At 73.0% G+C, this 24,059-nt stretch carries 23 protein-coding genes and 1 pseudogene; 12 read left to right on the top strand and 12 right to left on the bottom strand.

The genetic code is table 11. The features are described from left to right. Nucleotides 1-67 precede the first annotated feature (67 nt). Together ACZ63E_RS18535 and ACZ63E_RS18530 are read left to right on the top strand one after the other, a co-directional pair. The gene (locus tag ACZ63E_RS18535; RefSeq protein ID WP_465337276.1) at nucleotides 68-1,693 is read left to right on the top strand and encodes a GMC family oxidoreductase; all 1,626 of its coding nucleotides are present in this window, start codon (nucleotides 68-70) and stop codon (nucleotides 1,691-1,693) included. A gap of 13 nt (nucleotides 1,694-1,706) precedes the next feature. Continuing rightward, nucleotides 1,707-3,281: a succinic semialdehyde dehydrogenase gene (locus ACZ63E_RS18530; protein WP_465337275.1), complete on the top strand. Its 1,575-nt coding sequence runs from the start codon at nucleotides 1,707-1,709 to the stop codon at nucleotides 3,279-3,281. Here the strand turns inward: ACZ63E_RS18530 and ACZ63E_RS18525 are convergent. Further along, nucleotides 3,278-4,078, bottom strand: a complete 801-nt coding sequence (locus tag ACZ63E_RS18525) for an LLM class flavin-dependent oxidoreductase (protein ID WP_465337273.1) — start codon at nucleotides 4,076-4,078, stop codon at nucleotides 3,278-3,280. The genes ACZ63E_RS18530 and ACZ63E_RS18525 overlap by 4 nt on opposite strands. Before the next feature lie 48 nt (nucleotides 4,079-4,126). On the opposite strand from ACZ63E_RS18525, the pseudogene ACZ63E_RS18520 reads away from it, so the two are divergent. Both ACZ63E_RS18520 and ACZ63E_RS18515 read left to right on the top strand, forming a co-directional pair. Continuing rightward, a pseudogene (locus ACZ63E_RS18520) lies at nucleotides 4,127-4,264 on the top strand (LysR family transcriptional regulator); the annotation flags it as partial. After that, nucleotides 4,253-4,999: a LysR family transcriptional regulator substrate-binding protein gene (locus ACZ63E_RS18515; protein ID WP_465337477.1), complete on the top strand. Its 747-nt coding sequence runs from the start codon at nucleotides 4,253-4,255 to the stop codon at nucleotides 4,997-4,999. The pseudogene ACZ63E_RS18520 and the gene ACZ63E_RS18515, both read left to right, overlap by 12 nt. Here the strand turns inward: ACZ63E_RS18515 and ACZ63E_RS18510 are convergent. Genes ACZ63E_RS18510 through ACZ63E_RS18500 form a run of 3 tightly spaced genes read right to left on the bottom strand, consistent with a single transcriptional unit; the run spans nucleotide 4,942 to nucleotide 8,873 of the window. Further along, nucleotides 4,942-6,762, bottom strand: a complete 1,821-nt coding sequence (locus ACZ63E_RS18510; protein ID WP_465337475.1) for a glycoside hydrolase family 5 protein — start codon at nucleotides 6,760-6,762, stop codon at nucleotides 4,942-4,944. The two genes, ACZ63E_RS18515 and ACZ63E_RS18510, sit on opposite strands and share 58 nt — an antisense overlap. Before the next feature lie 39 nt (nucleotides 6,763-6,801). Next, on the bottom strand, nucleotides 6,802-8,322 hold the full coding sequence (locus ACZ63E_RS18505; RefSeq protein WP_465337272.1) for an MFS transporter: 1,521 nt from the start codon (nucleotides 8,320-8,322) through the stop codon (nucleotides 6,802-6,804). Beyond that, nucleotides 8,319-8,873: a class I SAM-dependent methyltransferase gene (locus ACZ63E_RS18500; protein ID WP_465337270.1), complete on the bottom strand. Its 555-nt coding sequence runs from the start codon at nucleotides 8,871-8,873 to the stop codon at nucleotides 8,319-8,321. Before ACZ63E_RS18500 ends, ACZ63E_RS18505 begins: the two co-directional genes overlap by 4 nt. 65 nt (nucleotides 8,874-8,938) lie before the next feature. On the opposite strand from ACZ63E_RS18500, the gene ACZ63E_RS18495 reads away from it, so the two are divergent. The 3 genes from ACZ63E_RS18495 to ACZ63E_RS18485 all read left to right on the top strand — a co-directional run bounded on the left by ACZ63E_RS18495 (nucleotide 8,939) and on the right by ACZ63E_RS18485 (nucleotide 10,738). Then, on the top strand, nucleotides 8,939-9,514 hold the full coding sequence (locus ACZ63E_RS18495; protein ID WP_465337268.1) for a helix-turn-helix domain-containing protein: 576 nt from the start codon (nucleotides 8,939-8,941) through the stop codon (nucleotides 9,512-9,514). Between the two features lie 68 nt (nucleotides 9,515-9,582). Beyond that, nucleotides 9,583-9,864 carry a hypothetical protein gene (locus ACZ63E_RS18490; protein WP_465337266.1) on the top strand — a complete coding sequence of 94 codons (282 nt, stop codon included), beginning with the start codon at nucleotides 9,583-9,585 and terminating at the stop codon, nucleotides 9,862-9,864. A gap of 64 nt (nucleotides 9,865-9,928) precedes the next feature. Then, on the top strand, nucleotides 9,929-10,738 hold the full coding sequence (locus ACZ63E_RS18485) for a hypothetical protein (RefSeq protein ID WP_465337265.1): 810 nt from the start codon (nucleotides 9,929-9,931) through the stop codon (nucleotides 10,736-10,738). A 25-nt stretch (nucleotides 10,739-10,763) separates the two neighbouring features. On the opposite strand, the gene ACZ63E_RS18480 is transcribed toward ACZ63E_RS18485, so the two are convergent. From ACZ63E_RS18480 to ACZ63E_RS18455, 6 genes are all read right to left on the bottom strand, one after another. Then, entirely contained in the window at nucleotides 10,764-11,384 is a 621-nt protein-coding gene (locus ACZ63E_RS18480) for a hypothetical protein (protein ID WP_465337264.1), read from the bottom strand. A 168-nt stretch (nucleotides 11,385-11,552) separates the two neighbouring features. Beyond that, nucleotides 11,553-12,203, bottom strand: coding sequence for a response regulator transcription factor (locus ACZ63E_RS18475; protein WP_465305928.1), 651 nt, complete (start codon nucleotides 12,201-12,203; stop codon nucleotides 11,553-11,555). Next, entirely contained in the window at nucleotides 12,188-13,354 is a 1,167-nt protein-coding gene (locus ACZ63E_RS18470; protein ID WP_465337262.1) for a hypothetical protein, read from the bottom strand. Before ACZ63E_RS18470 ends, ACZ63E_RS18475 begins: the two co-directional genes overlap by 16 nt. After that, the gene (locus tag ACZ63E_RS18465) at nucleotides 13,347-14,420 is read right to left on the bottom strand and encodes a sensor histidine kinase (RefSeq protein WP_465337261.1); all 1,074 of its coding nucleotides are present in this window, start codon (nucleotides 14,418-14,420) and stop codon (nucleotides 13,347-13,349) included. The genes ACZ63E_RS18470 and ACZ63E_RS18465 overlap by 8 nt, the downstream gene beginning before the upstream one ends. 71 nt (nucleotides 14,421-14,491) lie before the next feature. Further along, nucleotides 14,492-15,487: a 3-oxoacyl-ACP synthase III family protein gene (locus tag ACZ63E_RS18460; RefSeq protein ID WP_465337260.1), complete on the bottom strand. Its 996-nt coding sequence runs from the start codon at nucleotides 15,485-15,487 to the stop codon at nucleotides 14,492-14,494. Then, complete coding sequence (locus ACZ63E_RS18455; RefSeq protein WP_465337259.1) at nucleotides 15,484-17,343, bottom strand: ThiF family adenylyltransferase; 1,860 nt, start codon at nucleotides 17,341-17,343, stop codon at nucleotides 15,484-15,486. Before ACZ63E_RS18455 ends, ACZ63E_RS18460 begins: the two co-directional genes overlap by 4 nt. Before the next feature lie 337 nt (nucleotides 17,344-17,680). Here ACZ63E_RS18455 and ACZ63E_RS18450 point away from each other — a divergent pair, with 337 nt between their 5' ends. Further along, nucleotides 17,681-18,544, top strand: a complete 864-nt coding sequence (locus ACZ63E_RS18450) for a LysR family transcriptional regulator (RefSeq protein ID WP_465337258.1) — start codon at nucleotides 17,681-17,683, stop codon at nucleotides 18,542-18,544. A gap of 3 nt (nucleotides 18,545-18,547) precedes the next feature. Here ACZ63E_RS18450 and ACZ63E_RS18445 read toward each other — a convergent pair whose 3' ends face one another. After that, nucleotides 18,548-18,742 carry a hypothetical protein gene (locus ACZ63E_RS18445; protein ID WP_465337257.1) on the bottom strand — a complete coding sequence of 65 codons (195 nt, stop codon included), beginning with the start codon at nucleotides 18,740-18,742 and terminating at the stop codon, nucleotides 18,548-18,550. Between the two features lie 205 nt (nucleotides 18,743-18,947). Here ACZ63E_RS18445 and ACZ63E_RS18440 point away from each other — a divergent pair, with 205 nt between their 5' ends. After that, a complete protein-coding gene (locus tag ACZ63E_RS18440; protein WP_465337256.1) occupies nucleotides 18,948-19,643 on the top strand; it encodes a TSUP family transporter in 696 nt (231 codons plus the stop codon). Here the strand turns inward: ACZ63E_RS18440 and ACZ63E_RS18435 are convergent. After that, nucleotides 19,609-20,583, bottom strand: a complete 975-nt coding sequence (locus ACZ63E_RS18435; RefSeq protein WP_465337255.1) for a LysR family transcriptional regulator — start codon at nucleotides 20,581-20,583, stop codon at nucleotides 19,609-19,611. The two genes, ACZ63E_RS18440 and ACZ63E_RS18435, sit on opposite strands and share 35 nt — an antisense overlap. Before the next feature lie 82 nt (nucleotides 20,584-20,665). Here ACZ63E_RS18435 and ACZ63E_RS18430 point away from each other — a divergent pair, with 82 nt between their 5' ends. The 3 genes from ACZ63E_RS18430 to ACZ63E_RS18420 are packed head-to-tail and all read left to right on the top strand — an operon-like array spanning nucleotide 20,666 to nucleotide 24,058. Next, nucleotides 20,666-21,385 (top strand): succinate dehydrogenase cytochrome b subunit, encoded by a 720-nt coding sequence (locus ACZ63E_RS18430; protein ID WP_465337254.1) that lies wholly within the window; start codon nucleotides 20,666-20,668, stop codon nucleotides 21,383-21,385. A gap of 1 nt (nucleotide 21,386) precedes the next feature. Continuing rightward, on the top strand, nucleotides 21,387-23,315 hold the full coding sequence (locus ACZ63E_RS18425) for a fumarate reductase/succinate dehydrogenase flavoprotein subunit (protein WP_465337252.1): 1,929 nt from the start codon (nucleotides 21,387-21,389) through the stop codon (nucleotides 23,313-23,315). Continuing rightward, nucleotides 23,312-24,058, top strand: coding sequence for a succinate dehydrogenase/fumarate reductase iron-sulfur subunit (locus ACZ63E_RS18420; RefSeq protein ID WP_465337251.1), 747 nt, complete (start codon nucleotides 23,312-23,314; stop codon nucleotides 24,056-24,058). The genes ACZ63E_RS18425 and ACZ63E_RS18420 overlap by 4 nt, the downstream gene beginning before the upstream one ends. Nucleotide 24,059: the final 1 nt, after the last annotated feature.

Raw genomic sequence — 24,059 nt, 5'->3', positions numbered from 1 at the left:
GGACGCTATACGGTTGACCGAACTAGAACAGGTTACAGTTCTGGGGCGGGCCGACCGAGGAGCGGAAATGGCGAACAGGGCGCCGCGCGGCGATGAGGCCGACTACGTGGTCGTCGGGTCGGGGAGTTCGGGTGCCGCGGTCGCCGGGCGGCTGGCTGCCGCGGGAGCCAGTGTCATCGTCCTCGAAGCCGGCAAGTCCGACCAGAAGATGATGATCAAGAAGCCCGGGCTGGTCGGCCCCATGCACGCCGTGCCCCAGCTCAAGAAGCCCTTCGACTGGGGCTACTACTCCGTCCCGCAGAAACACGTTCTAGATCGACGGATGCCGGTGCCGCGCGGCAAGGTCGTCGGCGGGTCCAGCTCCATCAACGGCATGGTCTACGTCCGCGGCAACCGCGCCAACTTCGACTCCTGGGCCGCCGAAGGCAATACCGGCTGGGACGCCGACAGCGTGAACGCCGCCTACAAGCGGATGGAGGACTTCGAGGACGGCGAGAACGCCTTCCGCGGCGCGGGCGGCCCGATCCGCGTCACCCGCAACAAGCGCCCCGAAGAGGGGACCCTGCAGTTCATCCAGGCCACCGCGGACGCCGTCGGCTGCAAGATCCTCGACGACTACAACGCCGAGTCCCAAGAGGGCGTCAGCCGGATGCAGCAGAACGCCGCCGACGGCCTGCGCTACAGCGCGTCGCGCGGTTACGTCCACGGTCTCGCGCCCGCGACGCTCCAGGTGCAGTCCGGGGTGCTGGCGACGAAGGTGCTCATCGAGAACGGCCGCGCCGCCGGGGTCGAAGTCCTCGACCGCGGCCGCCGGCGCACCATCCGCGCCGGCAAGGAAGTCATCCTCTCGGCCGGGTTCGTCGGCTCCGCGCAGCTGCTCATGCTCTCCGGGATCGGCCACGCGGCGCACCTGCGGGAGCTCGGCATCGGCGTCGTCGCGGACCTGCCGGTCGGGGACAACCTGCACGACCACATGTTCCACGCGCTGACCTTCCACGTCTCGTCGAGCCGCAACTCCGGCACGCCGGGCTACTTCGCGCGCGGCCTGGCCCGGGAGCTGATGCGCCCCGGCACGACCTTCCTGGCGAACTCGGTCTTCGAAGCGGTCGCGTTCCTGAAGACGTCCCAGGCCGAGGCCGTCCCCGACCTCCAGCTGCACCTGCTGCCGTGGGCGTACGTCTCGCCCAACCAGGACGCGCCGATCCGCCACGACGTCGACAAGCGCCCGGCGCTGACCGTGCTGACGACGTTGATCTACCCGAAGAGCCGGGGCACGCTGCGGCTCGCGTCGGGCGACCCGACCGCGGCGCCGCTCATCGACTTCCAGTACCTGGCCGACCCGGCCGACCTCGAAGTGCTCGGCGAGGGTTCGGAGCTGGTGCGCGAGATCTTCGCGTCGAAGGCGTTCAACGGCTCGGTCAAGGAAGAGATCCACCCGGGCACGCAGCTCAAGGGCCAGGAGCTGCGCGACGCGATCCTCAACCGCGCGACGTCGGTCTACCACGGCGTCGGCACCTGCCGGATGGGCGTCGACGAGCTCGCCGTCGTCGGACCCGACCTCAAGGTCCGCGGGGTCGACGGCCTGCGGGTCTGCGACGCCTCGATCATGCCGTCGATCACCGGCGGCAACACCAACGCGCCCAGCATCATGATCGGCGAGATGGGCGCGCACCTCGTGCTCGCGGACCACTGACGGGAAGCCGGCCATGACCCTCACCCCGCTCCAGCTCACCCGTCCGGCGTCGGTGACCGACGCGCTCCTGCGGCGGCTCGTCGCCCGGGTGCCGGGCCCGGCCGGCGCGACCTGGCCGCTCACCGAGGTCTACACCGGCGAGACGCTCGTCGAGCTGCCGCAGTCGGCGCCGGCCGACATCGAGGCGGCCTTCGCCGTCGCCCGCGCGGCGCAGGCGAAGTGGGCCGCGACCCCGCTCAAGCGGCGGCTGGCGGTGTTCAAGCGGGCACACGCGCTCTTCGTCGCCCACGCGACCGACGTCGCCGACCTCATCCAGGTCGAGAGCGGCAAGAACCGCCGGATGGCGATCGAAGAGACCTGCGACCCGGCGATGGTGATGAGCCACTACCTGAAGCGGGCCGCGAAACTGCTGGCGCCGACGAAGCGCGGCGGGCCGGTGCCGCTGCTGACGACGTCGACCGAGATCCGGCGGCCCAAGGGGGTCGTCGGGGTCATCGCGCCGTGGAACTTCCCGTTCGCCACCGGCATTTCCGACGCGATCCCGGCGCTCATGGCCGGCAACGCCGTGGTGCTCAAGCCCGACAACAAAACGGCGCTGTCGCCGCTCTACGGCGTCCAGCTGCTGGAGGAGGCCGGCCTGCCCGCGGGCCTGTTCCAGGTGGTCTGCGGCGAGGGCCCGGACGTCGGGCCGACGCTGATCGACCACGCCGACTACGTGATGTTCACCGGCTCCACGGCCACCGGCCGGGTGATCGGCGAACGGGCCGGCCGGAACCTCATCGGCTGCTGCCTCGAGCTCGGCGGCAAGAACCCGATGATCGTGCTCGAAGACGCCGACTTCGCCGAAGCCGCGCAGGGCGCGATCTTCGGCGCGTTCGGCAACACCGGCCAGATCTGCATGCACATCGAGCGGATCTACCTGCCCGAGTCGCGCTACGACGAGTTCAAGAACGCCTTCGTGGCCAAGGCGAAGGCGCTCGACGTCCGCGCCGCCTACGACTTCGGGCCCGAGATGGGCTCGCTCGTCTCGGTCGACCACATGCGCCGGGTCAAGGCGCACGTCGACGACGCCGTCGCGAAGGGCGCGACCGTGCTCTGCGGCGGCAAGCCGCGGCCCGACCTCGGCCCGGCGTTCTTCGAGCCGACGATCCTCGAAGGTGTCACGAAGGACATGGACTGCGGGGTCACCGAAACCTTCGGGCCCGTGGTGGCGCTGCACAAGTACGGCAGCGTCGACGAGGCCGTCGCCTTCGCCAACGACACCGACTACGGCCTCAACGCCTCGGTCTGGGGCCGCGACGTCGGCGCCGCGGCCGCCGTGGCCGCGCGCATCGAGTCGGGCAACGTCAACATCAACGACATCCTCGCCACGGCGTTCGCGGCCAAGGGCACGCCGTCCGGCGGGGTCAAGAGCTCCGGGGTCGGCGCCCGCCACGGCGACCAGGGGCTGCTCAAGTACACCGACGTGCAGAACCGGGCCGTGCTCAAGAAGCAGGTCATGGGGCCGCGGGCCGGCCAGAGCTACGAAAAGTACGTCGAGGGCATGCTTTCCGGGCTGAAGCTGATGCGGAAGCTGCGGATCCGCTAGCGCGGGCCGTCGCGCAGCACCCCACGCACGTGGTCGGCCGACAGCGACTCCGGGTCGAACGCGGTCAGCAGCCAGGTCGCGCCGGCCCGCGCGTACGGGGAGCTGTCCTGGCCGGGCGTGACTTCGGCGACGTGGTCGAACGGCCCGGTCGTCGTGCGCAGGGCTTCGACCTGGGCGACGACTTCGGCGAACTGGTCCGGTGAGGTGAGGTTGACCGGGAAGAAGCCGTCGAGACGCGCGGCCCGGCGCATCGGGCGGAGCTTGCCCGGGAACCCGGCCGCCCACACCGGGATCCGCCGCGCCGGCGTGGGCAGGAACCGGATGCCGTCCACCGTGTAGTGCTCACCGTGGTGGTGCACGACGTCGCCGGACCAGGCGGCGGCCAGGACGTCGAGGGCCTCGTCCAGCATGCGGCCGCGCACCTTGTCGTCGGTTTCCTCGCCGGTGCGGGAGAACTCCTCGCCGAACCGGTCGCTGCCGAGGCCGACCCCGAGGGTGAGCCGGCCACCGCCGAGGCGGTCGAGGGTGGCGGTTTCGCGGGCGAGCTTGACCGGGCGGCGGCGGGTGATCGCGCTGACCATCGGGCCGAAACGGAGTTTCGAGGTGGCGGTGGCGACCGCGGCCAGAGTGATCCACGGGTCGGCGACGGCGGTGACCGGCTCGCGCCAGCGCAGGTGGTCCCAGACGAACAGGCCGTCCCAGCCGGCTTCTTCGGCTTCGGCGGCGAGGCGGGCGATCAGCGCGGGGTCGGCCAGGGCGTCGAACAAGGGGAGCCAGAGGGCGTGCCGAGGAGTCATGAAAGGGACGTTAGGGGCCCCGAGTGATCGCGAAAAGCCGTCGCGGCCGAAGGCACCTTCGGCCGGGCCGCCGAGCGCCTCGGCTACACCCAGTCCGCCGTCAGCCAGCAGATCGCCGCGCTGGAGAAGTCCGTGGGCGGCGCGGTGTTCGACCGCCCGGGCGGCCCGAAGGCGGTGCGCCTGACCCCGCTCGGCGAGGTCGTCCTGGCCCACGGCCGGGAGCTCCTCGCCCGCGCGGCGGCGGCCGAGGACGCCGTCGAGCGGTTCAAGGCCGGGGACGGCCGGGTCGACATCGGCACCTTCCAGAGCGTCACGAACGTCCTGCTGCCCGCGGTGGTCCGGCGGCTGCGGGACGAGCACCCGGCGGCCGACGTCCGCCTCTTCGAGGAGGAGACGGACGAGCCGCGGATCGGCGAGCTGGACCTGCTGTTCTTCGACGGCCGGGTCGGCGGGGACGTCGAGCAGACGCGGGTGCTGGCCGATCCGTACGCCGTGGTCGCCCGCCGCGGCACGTTCGCGCCGGGGCCGGTGCCGCTCACGGCGTTGCACGGGACGCCGATGGTCGCGCAGCCGCCGATCTGCGATCAGGCGCGCGTGGAACGCGTGTACGCCGAGTCCGGGGTCTCGCCGCTGATCGTGTTCCGCACCGCGGACAACCAGGGTGTGCTGTCGATGGTGCGCGCCGGCCTCGGCATCGCCGTCATGCCGATGCTGACCCTCGACGGCCGGCCGGACGACGACGGGCTGGTCACGCACCCGCTCGAGCCCGCGCCGGCGCCACGGGAGATCTGGCTGGCGTGGCCGGCCGACCGGACGCTGTCCCCGTTGGCCGAGCGGGCGGTCGCGCTGAGCCTGGAGGTGACTCAGGAGCGGCAGAACAGCGCGTCCGGCGTCTTGCCGGAGCCGATGCGGCCGGTGTAGGCGACGCCGGCGACGTACTCGTTCGGCGCGCACTGGCCCTTGTAGTTGCCGGAGGCGAAGTCGCCGCCGGGGTCGCCGGCGGGCCGGTTGTCCCCGCGGTCGAACCAGACCGTGCGCCCGGTGCGGCCCAGCGGTGTCGCGGACCTGCCGCACAGCACGGCGGAGAAGGCCGCGCCCTTGACGCTGTACCCGACCACGGCGGAGTCGGCCGGGCACTGCACCTTCGTGTACCCGGACGCCCAGTCGGTGTCCACAAAGGACTCGTCGCGGACCGTGGTGTAGGCGGACGGGACCAGGAGCGTGCCGGTGCACAGGCCGCGGCCGCCGGTGTGGGCCAGGCCCGTCAGCCGCTGGCCGTCGGGGCAGGCGCCCTTGCGGGCACCCGGATCCCAGTCGGGCTTGGCGCGGACTGTGAGTGACGCCGGGAAGTCCGCGTAGTCGAGGTTGAGCATCGACCAGTGGTCGGCCGCCGGGATCCGCCCGGTGCGCGACGGCGCGGTGATCAGCCGTTGCCACGCGGGCCCGCGCCAGTCCGTGCCGTCGAGGACGTCGATGCGCCGCCCGGCGGTGTCGTAGGCGAGCAGCGACCAGCCGTCACCGGTCCCGTCGGTCTGGAAGCCGACCGCCGGCCAGTAGGCGAAGTCGGTGTCGGTCTCGGCGAGGTAGTTCACGAAGTTCTCGAAGAACGCGCGCGACGCCGGGTCGGTCGTGTGCCGGCCCTCGCCGAACTCGCTGATCCACAGCGGCGCGGTGTAGTGCTTGCCGGTGTCGGCCGAGACGAAGAACGCCTGCCGGTACAGCGTGTCCCGCAGTTCCTGCGGCGAGAGGTCGCGGTAGCGCGGGTCGTGGGTCTCGCCGATGCCGGTGGCACCGGAGTGGTTCGGCCCGGTGTAGCCGTAGAAGTGCGCGGAATAGACGAGCTTCCCGGACTCGACGAGCGTGTGGGACAGCGTGCGGGCGGGCTCGAGGGTCGGGCGGCCGTGGGCGAAGCCGTCGATGGGCAGGCCGGTCCAGTTGATGCCCTCGACGATGATCAGCAGGTCCCGGTTGGCCTCGCTCAGGATGCGGTCGGCGACCTGCTGGGTCGCGCGCTGCCAGTCCTTGTCGTTGCCCCAGCCCCAGTTCGGGTCGTCGAAGGTGTTGCGGCGGACCTCGTTGTAGAGGTCCGCGCCGACCACGCGCTTGTTCGCGGCGTACCGGCGGGCCATGAACAGCCAGTCGTCCTGCCACTGCTGCTCGGTCTGCGCGGTGTTCCAGCGCTCGTTGCCGTCGAGCCCGCAGCACCAGCGCGAAGTCGTGGTGTGGTTGTTGAGGATCACGGCGAACCCGCGCGCGGTGAGGCGGGTGACCACGCGGTCGTAGACCTGCAACGGCGTCAGGCCGTGGAGGTCCGGGTTGGCCGGCAGGTCGGGGACCGGCCGGGTGTCGTGGATCATCGCGTTGGAGAACTGCAGCCGCACGCTGTTGAGGCCCAGCCGCGCGAGCCCGTCGATCACCGTGTCGACGGAGACGCGGTCCAGGCCGAGCGGGGTCTGGTAGGCGATCTCCCCGGCGTGGTGGTTCGCGGGGTCGTTCACGTCGCCCGAGCCGGTCCACGTGCCGCTCGCGCCGTGCCAGTTGGCGGCCTTCAGCTTGAAGCGGTCGCCGTTCGCGTCGACGATGTAGCGGCCGCGCGTGCTGAGCGGGCCGGCCCACGGCGCCGGGTCCGCCTCGGCCCGGGCCGGAGCCGGGGCGAGGGGGACCAGGGCGCCTACTGCCAGCATCGTAGAGAGCAGCGCACTCGTGAACTTCACCAGCGGAAGCTAACCGATCTTCCTGCTGGTTGTATACCGGCGAAAAGACGGTTTTCGCCCCGGGCCGCGCAGGAGCACGTGGCCGAGCACGACCACCAGCACCCCGGCGCCGGCCCACATCGCCTGCTGCCAGCCGTCCACGAAGGACTGCCGCGCCGCGTCGGCCACCGCCGGCGAGCCGGCCGCGACGGCGTTCGCGACACCCCGGCGCGCATTCTCGGCGAGCTCCGCAGGAACGCCGTCGAACCGGGAACCGAGGGCGCCGCGGTAACCGGCGGCCAGGACCGTGCCGAGCAGCGCGACCCCGAGCGCGGTGCCCAGCTCCCGGGTGACGTCGTTGAGCGCGGACGCCACACCCTGGCGCTCCCGCGGCAGGGCGCCGGTGATGGCTTCGGTGGCCGGCGTCATCGTCAACCCCATGCCCAGCCCCATCGCGAGCATGCCGGGCAGCACCGAAAGGTAGCCGCCGCCGACCGAGACGAAGACCGCCATGAGCACCAGGCCCGCGGCGCCCAGGACGATCCCGGCCGCCATCGTCGCGCGCACCCCGGCGCGCTCGGCCACCCGTGGCGCGAGCCCGGACGCGACCATCATCAGCAGCGCCGTCGGCATGAGCGCCAGGGTCGAGCGGAAGCCGGACCAGCCGAGGACTGCTTCGAAGTAGGGGAAGAGCACCACGAAGATCCCCGCCTGCACCCCGAACACCGCCAGCAGCGCCACGGAACCACTGGCCAGGCCGCGCTCGCGGAAGAGGCGGACGTCGAGCAGCGGCGCCGGGCTGCGCAGTTCCCAGGCCACAAAACCGGCCGCGCCGAGGACCCCGGCCGCCAGGCTCAGCAGCGTCACCGGCGCGGCCCACCCGCGTTCCGGCCCTTCGTGCAGCACAAAAACGAAGCCGACCACGGCGACCACGGACAGCAGCGAGCCGAGGACGTCGAAGCCGTGCCGCGTCTGCTCGCGGGAGTCGGGCACCGCCCGCAGCGTCACGGCCACCGCGGCCACGACGAGCGCGACCGGCAGGACGAACAGCCACCGCCAGCTCGCGACGTCCACCAGCACGGCCGACAGGAACATCCCGAGGATGCCGCCGCCCCCGGCGACACCGGTCCACACGCCGATCGCCCGGGACCGTTCCTCGTCCGGGAAGGTCGCCGTGATGACGGCCAAGGTCACCGGCATGATCATCGCCGCGCCGACCCCGCTCAGCAGCCGCGCGGACATCAGGATCCCGGCCGACGGCGCGAGACCCGCCACGCCGTTCGCCAGCCCGAAGAGCGTCAACCCGCCCAGCAGCACCGGTTTCCGGCCCCAGCGGTCGCCGACGGCGCCCAGCGGCAGGAGCAGCGCCGCGAGGGTGATCGTGTACCCGTTGATGATCCACATGACGGTGCCCTGCGACGCGCCGAACTCGACCGCGAGCTCGGGCTGGGCGACGTTGAGCCCGGACACCGACGCGATCACCGCCATCAGCGCGAGGCAGACGCCGACCAGGACGGTGCGCCGCCGGCGCGGGTCGGTGATGGTGGTCATGCGTCCTCCCGGGTGGCGCGCACGACGACGTCGTGCAGCGAGCCGCGGCCGTTCAGCGCGGACCGGGTGCGGGTTTCGGCGGTGGTGGTCCGCCAGCCGTCGCCGAGTGCTCCGGTGATGGCCTCGGGCGTCACCGACGCCTCGTCGGGGTGGTGGTGCCCGTGCCGGTGGCCGACGACGAGCAGCGTGCCGCCGGGGGCCACCCAGCCGGAAATGCGTTCGTAGAAGGCGAGTTGCGGCATCGCGGGGTGGGCGTAGTGCGTCACGACGAGGTCGAACCGCTCGCCGGGCGCCCAGGTGGTCAGGTCCGCGCGGACCCACCGGACGCCCGCCGAGGCGGGGAGGGCTTCGGCGGCGATGTCCACCGCCGTGACGGCCCAGCCGCGGGCCGCGAGCCAGCGGGCTTCGCTGCCCTGGCCGCAGCCGGCGTCGAGGGCCGTGCCGGGCGTCAGGTCACCGGTTTCGCGGAGCAGGTGGGGGTTGGGCGTGCCCGGGCCGTGGTGGGCCTGCCGCCAGTGGTCTTCCCAGTAGGGCTGGTCGAATGCGTTCACCGGGCCACCGTGCGCCCGGACCGCGCCATCTGGCAAAGTTTCTTGCCGAATGGCAAAATGGCCGGATGGACGAAACGACCGACCGGACGCTCGACGCCGTCGGGCCACGGCTGAAGCGGCTCCGGCTGCAGCGCGAGACCACGCTCACGGCGTTGGCGGAGCAGACCGGGATTTCGGCCAGCACGCTGTCACGGCTCGAAGCGGGCCTGCGCCGTCCCACGCTGGAACAGCTGCTGCCGCTGGCGCGGGCCTACGAGGTCACGCTCGACGAGCTGGTCGACGCGCCCCCGACCGGCGACCCGCGGGTGCACCTGCGGCCGATCGCCGGCCAGGACGGCTCGACGATCCTGCCGCTGACCCGCCGCCCGGGCGGAATCCAGGCGTACAAGTTCGTCCTGCCCGCCGGGGACGTCGAACCCAGCCCGCGCACGCACGAGGGCTACGACTGGGTCTACGTGCTGAACGGGACGCTGCGCCTGGTCCTCGGCGAGCACGACCTGGTCCTCAAACCGGGGGAGGCCGCGGAGTTCGACACCCGCACCCCGCACTGGTTCGGGGCGACGGGCGACGGGCCGGTCGAGTTCCTCAGCCTCATCGGCCGCCAGGGCGAGCGCGCCCACGTCCGGGCCGCGCCGAAGTAGTTCGGCCGTTGGGGGGAATCCGGGGGAGCGCGGTTACGCCGGCTCGCGCTCCGGCGACTGTCCCGGGCATGAGATCCCTGATCCGCGTGGCCGGTGTTGTCGCCGTGCTCGGGTTGGTTCCGTTGGTGTCGGCCGAAAGCTGCGGTGGCTCCGGCGCGCCGGCGACGTCGTCGGACACCGCGCCGGTGGGTGGTGACTCGCTGCCGCCCGGCGCGAGCCCGTCCCCGCAGGCGGCGGACCCGACCGGCCCGTCGCTGACACTGCCCGAGCCGACCATGTCGCAGGCGCCGACCACCACGGAGCCCGAGGACAGCGGTGCGCCCGCGCCGTCGACCGGCTCGGCTCCGTGACACCCGCCGCCCGGCCCCGGCCGCCGTCGCGCGGCCGGCCGGGTGGTGGACCCGTGCGACGGCGGTGCTCTCGCAGACCGTGCTGCTGTCGTCGGTGTTGTTCTACTTCGGCTGGGTGCGCACGCAGGCGACGTGGGGGTACTTCGGGATCGACGTGAGCCTGCTGGGGTTTTCGCCCGCCGACTACACCCTGCGCAGCGTCAACGCGACGTTCCTGCCGTTGATCGGCGTCGGCATCCTCGCGCTGCTGGCGGTCACCGTGCACCGGACGGTGGTGCTGCCGGCGGCGCTGACCAGCCGTCCGGCGCGCGGCCGGGTGCTCGCGGACGCGGGCATCACCACGGCGTACGTCCTCGGCGGGGTGGCGCTGGGCGTGCTGGCGATGGGGATGCTGGTGCCGGTGACGGTGTCCTGGGCGCCGGACATCGCGCTGCCGCTGACCCTCCTGACCGCGGCCGGCCTGCTCGCCTACGCGGACCGGCTGCGGGCGGCCCCGCGGCCGGCGGAACCGGCGAAACCGGGGCTGCGGCCGCTGATCCTCGCGGTGCTGGCGCTCATCGGTCTACTGTGGAGTGTCGCGGACTACGCGCGCCGCACGGGTGAGCAGGCGGCGGTCGCGGTGGCGACCAGCCTGCCGTCCCGCCCGGCGATCACGCTCTACAGCGTCGACCGGCTCGCGGTGTCCGGACCCGGGGTGACGGTCGTGGCGCTGGCGCAGCCGGACACGAAGTACAAGTTCCGGTACACGGGACTGGTGCTGCTCCGGCCGCTCCCGGACCGCTACCTGCTGGTCTCGGACCACTGGCGCCAGGGTTCCGACCCGGTCTACGTCGTCCCGGCCGGCGACGTGCGGATGGACGTCACCGGCCGCTGAGCAGGACCACGCTGATGACGCTGGGTCAGCTCTTCCACACCAGCGGCGACTTGTCGTAACCGTCACCCTTGTCGAAGGTCGCGGCCGCGACCGCCGACCCTTCGCGTGCGCCCTGCAGCGTGCAGCTTTCGAACTTCGCGCCCGGGGTCGTGAAGTCCTTGCCCGCCGTGCCGGACTTGCACTGGTCGGTGCTGCCGGTGATGATCACGCCGGTCGACCGGCCGTCGGCGCCGAGAGCCCGCAGGGTCACCGAGGAGTAGGAAAGGTCGGCGCCGTCGACGTTTTCGATCGTCGCGCGCAGATAGTAGGGCGTGATGCCCTTCGCCTTGTCGCCGTACTTCGCGAGATCGGCGTTGGCGCCCTTGTCGATCGCGGTGACGGTGATCGCGATCGTGCCGGACTTGTTCGTGCCGTACTTGAACGGGACGACCGCGCGGTCGCCGAGCTTCAGCTCGGTACCGGGCTTGGTGACGTCGCCGGCGGGCGCGGCCGCGCCGGTCGCGGACTCGCTCGGCTTGGCCGGGGCGGAAGACTCCGGGGCGCTCGGGGGCGCGGCGGGCGCCGCCTGACCGGGTTCGGCGGAGCACGCGGACAGCAGGAGCGTGGCGGCGCAGGCGGCGAGCAGGGTGGTGCGGATGTGCTTCATGGATCTCCTCGTGCTGCCCGCCGGAGGAGTTCCGGCGGGGGAGAGCGCCGCGCGGGCGCCGCGCGACCGCACCCCCAGGGTGTTCGCGGGCGCGCCCGCGCGGCACCGTAGCGGGACGCTAACCCGGCCGGCCGGGCCGCGGTGTGGGCTGTTCGCACCACACCGGGGTCACAAGTCGTCCACGCCGATCAGGCCGTCCTGGATGGCGCGCGCGACGAGCGCGGCCTTGGTCGGCGCCTCGCGGCCGATGCGCGCGTACTTGACGCGGATGCGTTCGAGGTGGGAGTTCACCGTGCTCGCGGAGATCCCGAGCCGGTGCGCGACGAACTCCTTCGACTCCGACTGGAACCATTCGACGAGCACTTCGGCCTCCCGCGCCGAAAGCGCGGGCCGCGTCTCCGACCGGTCTCCGGCGAGCGCGCCGGCCAGCGACGGCGGCGTGTAGGGCCGGTCCGCGGCGGCCGCCCGGGTCGCCTCGACGAGGTGCTCCCCGCCTTCGGCCTTCGTCAGGTAGCTGAGCGCGCCCAGCTCGAGGCACTGCAGGACGACGTCGTCGTCGGCGCGCATCGAGTAGACGACGACCCGGCGGCCGGCCTCGGCGAGCCGCCGCAGGTCGCCGAACGCGGGTGCCGGCCCGCCCAGGTGCAGGTCGAAGATCACGACGTCGGCGGTGGCGCCGGCGCCGAGCCAGGCGGCCTTGACGTCCTCGCCCTCGGCGACGACGTCGATCGGCGGCGCGCCGGCCGCCAGCCAGTACGCGACCCCGGCGCGCACCGCCGGGTGGTCGTCGACGACGACCGCCGTCACTCGGGTCGCCACTGCGCCTCCATCCAGAGCTGACCGTCCCGGGACCGGGACGTGACGGGGACCGCCGCCGATCCCGCGAAACCGGGGTCGCCGCCCGCAGTGTCCGCGACGACGGCGACCCGGACCAGGCCGGGGGTGCGCAGCACGCTCACCCGCGCGCGGGTGCGGGCCGTGGTCAGGGCGGCGAGCACGGGCCCGGTCAGCTCACGCCGCGCCGCGGGCGGGACGTCGACAGGGTCGCCACTGACGGCGAGCACCACGGTGACCCCGCGCCGCTCGGCGACGTCGAAGCAGGCGCCGACCTCGTGCACCAGCGGGTCGGGCACGTCGTCGTTCTCCGCGAAGAGCCGTCGCAGCTGCGCGGCGGCGAGGGCGCACCGGGCGCGGGCCTCGGGTGTGCGGGGGTCGACGGTGCCGTCGGCGAGGCCGGCCAGCAGCGGCAGGGTGGCGCCGAGCTGTTCGGCGAACCCGGTCCGCAGCTCGTGCCCGGCTTGCGCGGTGAGCGCGGCCCGCGTGGCGAGGCGTTCCCCTTCGGCGGCGGCCGCGGCGGCTTCGCCCGCGCGCCGGTCGAGCAGCCGGATGAGAGCGGCGATGGCGAGCTGGAAGGTGGTGACGCCGAAGAGCACGATGGCGGCGTCACCGAGCTCGGTGCGGATCGGGGTGCCGTCGAGCAGGAACTGGGTGACGGTGAGGGCGGTGTGCGCGGCGATCGCGGTGACCAGAGCGGGCGTCCGGTCGGCGAGCAGGACCAGCAGCGGCCAGCCGGCGAGCCCGAAGGACCAGTGCGCCTCCCGGAAGTAGGTGTCCGCCGGCAGTGCGGCGGTCGCGGCGCCGGAGGCGGCGAGCACCACGAGCGTCCCGGCGGCGGCGACGGCGACGGGCAACGCCTTGCGGCGCAGCACCCACCCGGCGCACACCCCGGTGACCAGGGCAAAGGCGACGAAGGCGAGATCGGCGGCGAGCGGCGGCCGGTAGGCGGAGTGGTGCCGGAGCAGCGGAACGAGCCCGAGCCCGAACTGGATGGAGACGGTGACGCCGACGAGCATGATCCGGATGGCGGCGGCCAGCCGGACAGCGGGGTCGGTGAGAAGACCGCTCGGGGTGGCGGCGGAGCGGGACCCGATCATCTCGGGAGCCGCCTCGAGACGGGCGAAGTCAGGCACGCGACCACCGCAACGTCACCGTTGTCCCCGCCCCGGGCCGGGATTCGACCTCCGCCGTCCCGCCGACCGCGCTCATGCGCTCCACGACCGAGCCGCGGACGCCGCGGCGGGCCGGGGAGACCTGTGCCGGATCGAAGCCCGATCCGTTGTCCGCAACCGTCACCGTCACCCCTCCCGGGCCCGCCGCCAGGCGCACGAAAACCGCCTCCGCCCCCGAGTGACGCTCCGCGTTGCGCAGGGCCTCCTCCGCCGCGCGCACCAGGGCCAGCGCCGCGGCCGCCGGGATCCGGGGGACCGGCTCCCACACCGCCGACACCGGCAGCGCGCGGCCGGTCAGCACCATGCGGAGGCCGGCTTCGAGGTCGACCGGGGTGCGGTCGGCGTCGTCCGTCAGGATCGCCAGGTCGCGGGCCGCGTAGCCGGCCACCGCCGCCGGGTCGGTGGCCGTGCCCGTGGCCACCGCCAAGAACGTCGCCGACGCCGTGTCGTGCAGCAGGGCCAGGTACTCGCGCTCACGGCGGCGGCGGTCACGGTCCAGGGCCCCGGCCTGCACGAGCGCCGCCTGTTCGGCGCGGACCGCGTCCGTGCGCGCCGTCGAGCGGATGAGCAGGACGAACGCCAGCCGCGCCAGCACGGACTCCACCACCACCCGCAGCACCACCGGCAGCCACCCGCCGGGACCGGCCACGATCCCCGTCGCCAGCAACACGGCCAGCGCCGGGCCGGTCACGCGCGGCGGGTGCTCCCACTGCCACGTGATCGCGGTGATCGTCAGCACGTTGAGCGCCCACAGGCTCGCCTCGCCGGGCACCGAGGTGAGCCACGGCTGGCACCCGCACACCGCGCCGGCCCGGAGCACCGACAGCACGAACGAACGACGCGTGAAGACGTCCGCCGCACTCGCCACGAGCGTGAGCGCCAGCAGCCCGAACGCCAGCGGCACCGCGTTCACCGGCGCCGCGACGACGCCGAAGACCCCGACCACCGACGTCGCCCCCGCCCGCGCTGGTCCGGCGAACCGCGTCACGGCCGCCCGGAACTGCGCCTCGACCGGCCCGGCGGTCATCACACCCCCGGTACGGCGAACGGTGGAATCGGACCTGCCGTTTCTACCAGGCCGGCCCCGGACGGCTCAGCTCACGCGTGCCGGAAGCACAGCGTGCCCCACTGGAACCCCGCCCCGATCGACGACACCACGTACGTGTCGCCCGGCCGGACCCCGCCGCGGCCGAACCGCTCGTCCAGTGCCGTGAACACTCCCGCCGATCCGGTGTTGCCGAGCCGGTCCACCGTGATCGGCGCCCGGTCGCGGGGTACGCCCAGCTTGTCGAGCGCCGCCGTGACGATGTTCAGGTTCGCCTGGTGGAGGAAGAAGTGCGTGACGTCCTCGATCGGCACGCCCGCGTGGCCGGCGGCCCGCAGGATGCTGTCCGGCAGGCAGCGGGTCGCGGTGTTCCAGACCGCGCGGCCGTCCATCTTCAGGTAGTGCCGCCGCTCGGCGAAGGTCCCGGCGCCCGCCGGGAGCCGCGAACCGCCGGCCGGGATCTCGACGTCGTGGGACAGCTCGCCACCGAAGTCCCAGCCCAGCAGGCCCGCGCCCGTCGCCGCGGCGCGGGTCAGGACGGCCGCGCCCGCCGCGTCGCCGAAGAACACCCGGGTGGTGCGGTCTTCCGGGTCGGTGACCCGGGACGCGCAGTCGGCCGCGACGACCAGCACCGTCGAGGCCGCCGACGTCTGCAGCAGGTGCGCCGCGAGGAACAGCGCTTGCACCCCGTTGGCGCACGCCGCCTGCGTGACGTCCAGGGTGAGCGCGCGGTCGGCGCGGAGCAGGTCCTTGACGATCAGCGCCGTCGACGGCAGCGGCTGGTCGTAGGTGTAGGTGCCGACGACGATCGCGTCGACGTCGAGCGCGGTGAGCCCGGCCGCCGCCAGCGCCGCGCGGGCCGCCGGCACGCACATGTCGGACGTCGCCCGGTCGGGCGCGAGGCGCCGCCGGGTCCGGATGCCGGTGCGGCTGGTGATCCACTCGTCGGACGTGTCCAGCGTCTCGGCGAGCTCGGCGTTGGTGACGACCTCCGGCGGCAGGTGCACCCCGGTCCCGGCGATGGTCACGGGCACGCCGAGGCCGGTCACACCGCACCCCCGGCGTACACGTTCCGGGACGGGCGCAGCTGCTGCTCGAGGTCGGTGTAGAACCGCCCCGACCCGCACGGAAGCCCGAGCAGGATGCGCCGGGCCGCCTCGCCGCACAGCGCGCCGCCGAGCGCGACGCCGGAAGCAAGCTGCGGCCAGCTGCTGAGCGTGCGCCCGAGCTCGCCGAACGACGCCGCCAGTTCGGGGCTGATCCGCTCGGGGTCGACCATCGTGAGCACCAGGCCGACCTTGTCCTGCGGGCTCAGGTCGAGCAGGTCGACGGACTTCACGTCGCCGAGCAGGCCGTGCAGCAGCGGCCGGTCGGGCTCGCGGTCGAACCGCTCGACGTCGAGCATGCCGCGGTCGTTGCAGTCCATCACCACCGGGATGCCGAGGTCCCGCGCGTACTCGCGGGCCGCGACCTTGCCCCACGGCGTGTCGCACTCTTCGACGAGGAGGTCGAGGCCGCCGTCGAAAAAGGCCTCGATGGTGTCCGGAGTCAGGCCGTCCCGCTCGATCTCGATGTCGAGGTACGGGTCGACCTCGGCCAGCTGCCGCGCCGACAGCACCGCCTTGCCGACCCCGAGGTCGTGCACCCCGCCGCGCAGCCGGTTGAGGTTCGACAGGCCGAAGGCGTCGAAGTCGGCGAGCTTGAACGCCCCGCCGACGCCCTCCAGCGCGAACGTCAGCGCGGCGCTGTTGCCGACCGACAGGCCGATGACGCCGATCCGCTTGCCGAACAGGCGGCGCTGCTCGGGCCGCTCGATCCGGCCGCGGTTGCGGTCCGTGCGGACGAGGCGGAACTCCTCGCGCGGCAGCAGGTGCACGAGCCGGCCGGACCACGGGTACCAGACCCAGGTGCCGTACTGCCACGGCTCGAGGCCGCCCAGCTGGTCCCGCTTCTTGCGCGCGAGCTCGCCGGCTTCCCGGCACGCCGGCTCCCGGCTGCGGACCAGTTCGGTGAGCTGGTCGTCGAGCGTGTCGTGGACCTCGCGGACGTCGCCGGACGCGAGCAGGCGGTTCAGCCCGTCGAGGCCCGCGGCCTCGGCGGGGGTGAACAGCTCCGGCCGCCACCGGTCGCGGTCCGGCGCGGCCGCGGTGGTCAGGCCGGCCGGAGCGGTGCGGGACGCGGGCGGGGCGCCGGCGACCGGGCCCCCGCCCGCGGCCGCGATCACCGGGAACTCCGGACGCAGCCGGGTGACGAGGTCGTGGTGGCGGCCGGCGCCGTCGGCGACGCGGTGGAGCATGATCACGACGTCTTCGGTGTAGCGCTGGACGTACCGGCGGGTGCCCGGCACCGGCCGGAAGCCGAACCGCTCGTGGAACCGGTCCTGGCCGTCCTTCGTGCCGGACGTGCCGATCATCGCCCGCGCCCCGAGGTGGTGCGCCGCGGCGATGGCGAGCGCGTTGAGGTACTGCCCGAGGCCGAGCTTGCGCGCCCGGTGCTCGACGACGAGCCGGCTGTGCTCGAACACTTCGCTGCCGGCGAACCCTTCCGCGGCCAGGAGTTCTTCGTACCGCGCGTCGCCGAGGAAGACCCGGGACTGGAAGAGCGCGCCGGTGTCCGGTGTGGACAGCCGGATGTAGCCGAGCGGCGGTCCGGCGGGACTGCGCCGGGCGATGAAGTGCCACGCGCCGAAGTCGAGGTCCTGGTCGTCCACGGGGGTGCCGTCGGCGCGCAGGAACGCCGGCCGCCGCCCGTGGTCGAAGAGGATGCGCGCGCGGAGGTCGCGCACCGCGTCGAGCTGCGCGGGGTCGCCGGCGCCCGGCCGCGGTCCGAGGAACGCGGTGACGTGCCAGTCGGGCGTGCCGGGCGGGGCGGGCTCCCGCGGGGCGAGGTGGGTCAGGTGGGTCAACGGTCGCCTTGTCTGAAGTGTGCTTCGGAGGGGAATCACCGGCCGGGCGCGGAAAAACGCGATCTTGGCCGGGCCGGGCGGACGCTACCAGCGACCGGGCCGCGGTGCCGTGCTTCGGTTCCGTACGCCCGGTCGGGGCCGGAAAACCTTTACTCGGGCCGGAAAACACCGTGCGTCAACGGAGGACGGCCACTCCTCGGATGTTGATCTTGAAGTGGCCACACGACGGAGTGGACTTGTCTTCCCCAGCGTGACGATCGTTTTCCGGCCGTCCTGGATGATGTGCGGGGGTGTCACCCCGGTGGGGGAGGAGCGCGCCGGGCATTAAGGTCGGCCGATGGAGCTGAGGCAGGTCGAGCACTTCCTCGCGGTGGTGCGCAGCGGCAGTTTCACCGGGGCCGCGCAGGACGTGCACGTGGTGCAGTCCGCGCTGAGCGCGTCGATCCGGAAGCTCGAACGCGAGCTGGGCGCGCCGCTGTTCGACCGGACCACGCGGCGGGTCGCGCTGACCGAGGCCGGGCGGGCGCTGCTGCCGCTGGCGCACCGGATCACCGCCGACGTCGTCGCGGCGCGGGGTGAGGTGGCGGCCGTCGCGGGCCTGACCCGCGGGCAGGTGTCGATCGGGACCATCCAGACGCTCACCGTCGTCGACCTGCCGGCCAAGCTCGGCGAGTTCCGGGTGCGCTACCCGGGCGTCCGCATCCACGTGCGCGAAAGCACGGTGCCCGACCTCTCGGCCGGCGTCGGCAACGGCGAGCTCGACCTGGCGTTCCTGGCCGGTGAAGACCCGCTCGCGGCCGAGCTGGCGAGCTTCGCGCAGTGGAGCCAGCACCTCGTGCTGCTGTGCCACCCGGGCCACCGGCTGGAGCACCGGCGCCGCGTCCGGCTCGCCGAGCTCGACGGCGAGCCGTTCGTCGACTTCAGCGGGAGCGGGATCCAGGCGATGGTCGCCCGCCGCTTCGCCGAAGCGGGTGTCCGGCAGAACCGCGTCTGCGAAGCCACGCACATGCCGCTGCTGGTCGAGCTCGTGACGGCCGGGCTCGGCGTTTCCGTTGTCCCGCAACCGGTCGCCGAAAAGTCCGGCCTGCCGTTCGCGCGGATCGGCCGGCCCGGGTTCAGCCGGGCGATCCACCTCGCGGGCCGGGGGCCGAAGCCGGCGAACCCGGCCGCCCGGGCCCTGCTGACGCACCTGCTCGGCTGAGCCCTACCGGTCGCGGACGGGCGCGAAGAGCAGGCCGAACCCGATCAGGGTCAGTGCCATCGCGACCGTGGTCAGCCCGGCGAGCGCCACGATCGCGGCCAGCACGAACGCGCGGACGGCGAACCACCGCAGCAGCCGGACCAGGTCCGTCGTCTCGGGGTCCGGCTCGCCGGCCGCTTCGGGAACACCAGGGGGCATGGTCTTCAGTGTTCGCCCGTCGTGGCGATCGGTCCAGCGCAAAGAATCGCCGGCATTCAGCTGCGAGAGTGATCGGTGCGGGTGGGCGGAGCCCGGAAAACGCCTTGTCGGGACGGATCTTGCCGAGCAAGGCCGGCTCGACGGCCGGGGCAGTCCGCGCGACGGACGCGTTGTGGCCCCGGCGTCCGGTCGCCATCCTGACCCGATGCTCGAGACGATGGTGGTGGCACTGGTCGGTTTCCTGGCGGGGGCGTTGAACGCCGCGGGCGGCGGTGGCACGTTCGTCGCGTTGCCCACGCTGGTGGCCGCGGGCCTGCCACCCGTGGTCGCCAACGCCTCCAGCACGGTCGCCCTGCTGCCGGGAGCGGTGGCCAGCGCGTGGACCTACCGGGGTCAGGTGGTCCGCGTCGGCCCGACGTCCACCGCCTCGCTGGCCACCGCGAGTGTGCTGGGCAGCGTTTTCGGCGCCGCCCTGCTGCTGGTCCTGCCGGCGACGTCGTTCAGCGCGGTCGTGCCGTGGCTGCTGGCGTTCGCGACCGCCGTGCTGGCCTTCGGCCGGTGGATCTCGCGATTGCTGGTGCGCGCCATCGGCCACCCGATCGACCTCGGGGCGCGCGGTGTCCTCATCGGACAGGCGGTGCTGGGCGCGTACGGCGGCTACTTCGGCGGCGCCGTCGGGATCATGATGCTGGCGTTCTGGAGTGTCGGGCTCGGGCTGGACCCCGCCGCCGGCAACCCGGCACGGGTGACGCAGCTCGCCGCCATCTACGGCGTCGCGGCCGTGTTCTTCCTCGTGGCCGGCGGTGTCCTGCGGTTCTGGCTGCCGGTGGGGCTGCTTCTGCGCGGGGTCGTGCTGACCACGGCGGTCACGATGACCGTGCTGTACTTCGCCCGCGGCTGACCTTCGGTCCGTCCACAAGGGACTCGATACCGGCTGGGAGGTCCTCGCGGTGCGCGGGATCCGCGACGAACCCGACGATCGCGTCCCGCAGGGCGCGGACCGCCCGGGTCGGGTCGACGTCACGGCGGCCGGCCAGCTGCACGATCCGGGTCATGCCGGCCTCCGGCACGAACCGCGTCATCAGGAACCGGTCACCGGCGACCGTGCTCGGCACCACCGCCGCGCCCACGCCGGCGCGCACCAGTTCGAGGACCGCGTCCATCTCACCGCCTTCGATCGCGAACGACGGTTCGAACCCGGCGGCGCGGCACGCGTTGACCGTCGCCTCCCGGACGTCGTACCCCCGCCGGAACATCACGAGCGGGACGTCCACGAGTTCGCTGACGGCGAGCCGGGCACCGGCGCGCTCCACCGGCGTGTCCTTCGGGGAGATCACCACGAGCTCCTCCAGCAGCAGGGGTGTCGCCGCCAGCTGGGTGTCACCCGGCGACCGCGCGCCGGCCAGCAGGGCGAGGTCCAGCGCGCCTTCGGACAGCCGCTGCCGCAGGTCGCCCGAGCCGCTCTCGTGCAGCTCCAGCTGGATGCCCGGGTACCGGCGGCGGAACGCGGACAGCATCGGCGGAAGCAGACCCGTGCACAGGCTGGGCGGCGCGCCCAGCCGGACCCGGCCGCGGTCGAGCTCGTCCAGCTCCCGGATCGCGCGCCGCGCGGTCTCGGCTTCCGCGAGGATCCGCCGAGCGATCGGCAGCAGCGTTTCGCCGGCCTCGGTCAGGGTCACGTTGCCGCGGATCCGGTGGAACAGCGCCGCGCCCAGGTCGTGTTCGAGCGTGCGGATCTGCTGGGACAGCGAGGGCTGCGCGACCCGCACCTCTTCGGCGGCGCGGGTGAAGTGCCGGTGCTCGGCGACGGCGACGAAGTAGGCGAGCTGGTGCAGCTGCATCCGTCCATGATAGGCGATGACTATCGAGTGCAGAGTGATGATGTCTTTGACCTCTGGTCGCGCGGCTCTTACCGTCGGTCGGGTGGTGAACGACCTCGCAGACCGGCCCGCGACGCGGCGGCGCCGCCCGGCCCTCCGGCAGTTCTGGGCTTCGACGATCGGCAAGAAGATCGTCATGGCGGTGAGCGGCGCGCTCCTGCTCGCGTTCGTGGCCGCGCACATGGTGGGCAACCTCAAGACCTTCCTCGGCGCCGACGACCTCAACCACTACGCGCACTGGCTGCGCACGATCGGCGAGCCGGTGCTGCCCTACGGCTGGTTCCTGTGGATCCAGCGGGTGGTCCTGCTCGTCGCGCTGGTCCTGCACGTCACCGCGGCGGTGCAGCTGGTCCGGCGCGACCTCCGCGCGCGGCCGGTGCGCTACGTCCACCGGCGGCCGGTGCGCGCGACGTTCGCGGTGCGCACGATGCGCTGGGGCGGCGCGACCCTGGCGGTGTTCGTCGTCTGGCACATCCTCGACTTCACCGTCGGCCGGGTGAACCAGGACTTCGTGCCCGGCGACCCGTACCACAACCTCGTCGCGGACTTCCGGGTCTGGTGGGTCAACGTGATCTACCTCGTCGCCCTCGCGATGCTGGGCCTGCACATCCACCACGGCTTCGCGAGCGCCGCCCGCACCCTCGGCGTCACCAGCGCGCGCCGCGAACGGGCGATCAAGATCCTCGGCAGCACAACGGCGGTCGTGATCGCGGCGGGGTACGCGCTCGTCCCGGTCGCGATCATGACGGGACTGGTGGACTGACATGGAATCCTACGTCGTCGGCGACCCGATCGCCGATCCGAAGGCGCCCGCCGTCCCGCTGGAGAACCGGTGGGACGAACGGAAGTTCGCCGCCAAGCTCGTCAACCCGGCGAACCGGCGCAAGCACCGCGTGATCGTCGTCGGCACCGGGCTGGCCGGCGGCTCGGCCGGGGCGACCCTGGCCGAGCAGGGGTACCACGTGGTGCAGTTCTGCTTCCAGGACTCCCCGCGCCGCGCCCACTCGGTCGCCGCGCAGGGCGGCATCAACGCGGCCAAGAACTACCGCAACGACGGCGACTCGGTGTACCGCCTGTTCTACGACACGGTGAAGGGCGGCGACTTCCGCTCCCGGGAGTCCAATGTGTACCGGCTGGCCCAGGTGTCGGCCCAGATCATCGACCAGGCCGTGGCCCAGGGGGTGCCGTTCGCCCGCGAGTACGGCGGCCTGCTCGACACCCGCTCCTTCGGCGGCGTGCAGGTGCAGCGCACCTTCTACGCCCGCGGCCAGACCGGCCAGCAGCTGCTGATCGGCGCGTACCAGGCGTTGTCACGCCAGATCGACGCCGGCAACGTCGAGCTGCACGCGCGGACCGAGATGCTCGACCTGGTCGTGGTCGACGGCCGGGCCCGCGGCATCGTCGCGCGCGACCTCGTCACCGGGGAGATCCGCACGCACCTGGCCGACGCCGTCGTCCTCGCGACCGGCGGGTACGGCAACGTCTTCTACCTGTCCACCAACGCGAAGGGCTCGAACGCGACCGCCATCTGGCGCGCCCACAAGCGCGGCGCGTACTTCGCGAACCCGTGTTTCACCCAGATCCACCCGACCTGCATCCCGCGCTCGGGGGAGCACCAGTCGAAGCTGACGCTGATGAGCGAGTCGCTGCGCAACGACGGGCGCATCTGGGTGCCGAAGCAGCAGGGTGACCCGCGGCCGCCGTCGGAGATCCCCGAGGACGAGCGCGACTACTACCTCGAGCGGCTGTACCCGAGCTTCGGGAACCTGGTGCCGCGGGACATCGCGTCCCGCGCGGCGAAGAACGTCTGCGACGCCGGGTTCGGCGTCGGCCCCGGCGGTCTCGGCGTCTACCTCGACTTCGCCGACGCGATCACGCGCCTGGGCCGGCCGGCCATCGAAGCGCGGTACGGCAACCTCTTCGACATGTACCAGCGCATCACCGCGGACGACCCGTACGCGGTGCCGATGCGGATCTACCCGGCCATCCACTACACGATGGGCGGGCTCTGGGTCGACTACGACCTGCAGAGCACCGTCCCGGGCCTGTTCGTGATCGGGGAGGCGAACTTCTCCGACCACGGCGCCAACCGGCTCGGCGCGTCCGCGCTGATGCAGGGGCTCGCCGACGGCTACTTCGTGCTGCCCGCGACGGTGAACGACTACCTCGGCCAAGGCCGGCTCGACGAAGTGACCGCCGACGACCCCGCGGTCGTCGAGGCACAGCGTGCGGTGCGCGAGCGCGTCGAACGGCTGCTGGCGGTGAAGGGCACCCGCAGCGTCGACTCCTTCCACCGAGAGCTGGGCCTGATGCTGTGGGACCTGTGTGGCATGGCCCGCACCGAGGCCGGGCTGCGCAAGGCCCTCGAGCGGGTGCCCGAGCTGCGCGCCGAGTTCTGGCGCGACGTCCGCATCCCCGGCACCGGCGCCGAGCTGAACCAGGAGCTCGAGAAAGCCGGCCGGGTCGCCGACTTCCTCGAGCTCGCCGAGCTCCTGCTGCTCGACGCCCTCGTGCGCGAGGAGTCCTGCGGCGGCCACTTCCGCGAGGAGCACCAGACCGCCGACGGCGAAGCCCGCCGCGACGACGAGCGCTTCTCGCACGTCGCGGCCTGGGAGTACGGCGAGAAACCCGTGCTCCACAAGGAAGAGCTCGTCTTCGAGCACGTCCACCCGACCCAGCGGAGCTACACATGAACCTCACCGTCCGCATCTGGCGGCAGGCCGGCCCGGCCACGGCAGGCCGGCTGGTCTCCTACCCGGTCGACGACGTCAGCCCGGACATGTCCTTCCTCGAGCTGCTGGACGTGCTCAACCAGGAGCTGATCGAGAACGGCGAAGAGCCGGTCGCCTTCGACCACGACTGCCGCGAGGGCATCTGCGGCTCCTGCGGCGTCGTGATCAACGGGCAGGCACACGGGCCGGAGCGCACGACGTCCTGCCAGCTGCACCTGCGCTCGTTCGCCGACGGTGACGTCGTCGACGTGGAACCCTGGCGCGCCCAGGGTTTCCCGGTGATCAAGGACCTGGTCGTCGACCGCTCGGCGCTCGACCGGATCGTCCAGGCCGGTGGGTACGTCAGCGCACCCACCGGCAGCGCCCCGGACGCCCACGCGACCCCCGTGCCCAAGCCGGACGCGGACCTGGCCTTCGACAACGCCACCTGCATCGGCTGCGGTGCCTGCGTCGCCGCCTGCCCGAACGGCTCGGCGATGCTCTTCACCGCGGCGAAGGTGACCCACCTGAGCCTGCTGCCGCAGGGACAGCCGGAGCGGGCCCGGCGGGTGCTGGACATGGTCGACACGATGGACGCCGAAGGGTTCGGCGGCTGCACCAACACGGGGGAGTGCGTCGCGTCGTGCCCGAAGGGGATTCCCTTCGCCAGCATCGCTTCGCTCAACCGGGAGTTCTTGAAGGCGTCCCGGTCCGGGCGGGACTGAC

Source organism: Amycolatopsis sp. NPDC104819 (genome assembly GCF_055583145.1).
Note: the sequence above shows the minus strand (reverse complement) of the source record. Positions and strands in the feature narration are given on the sequence as shown.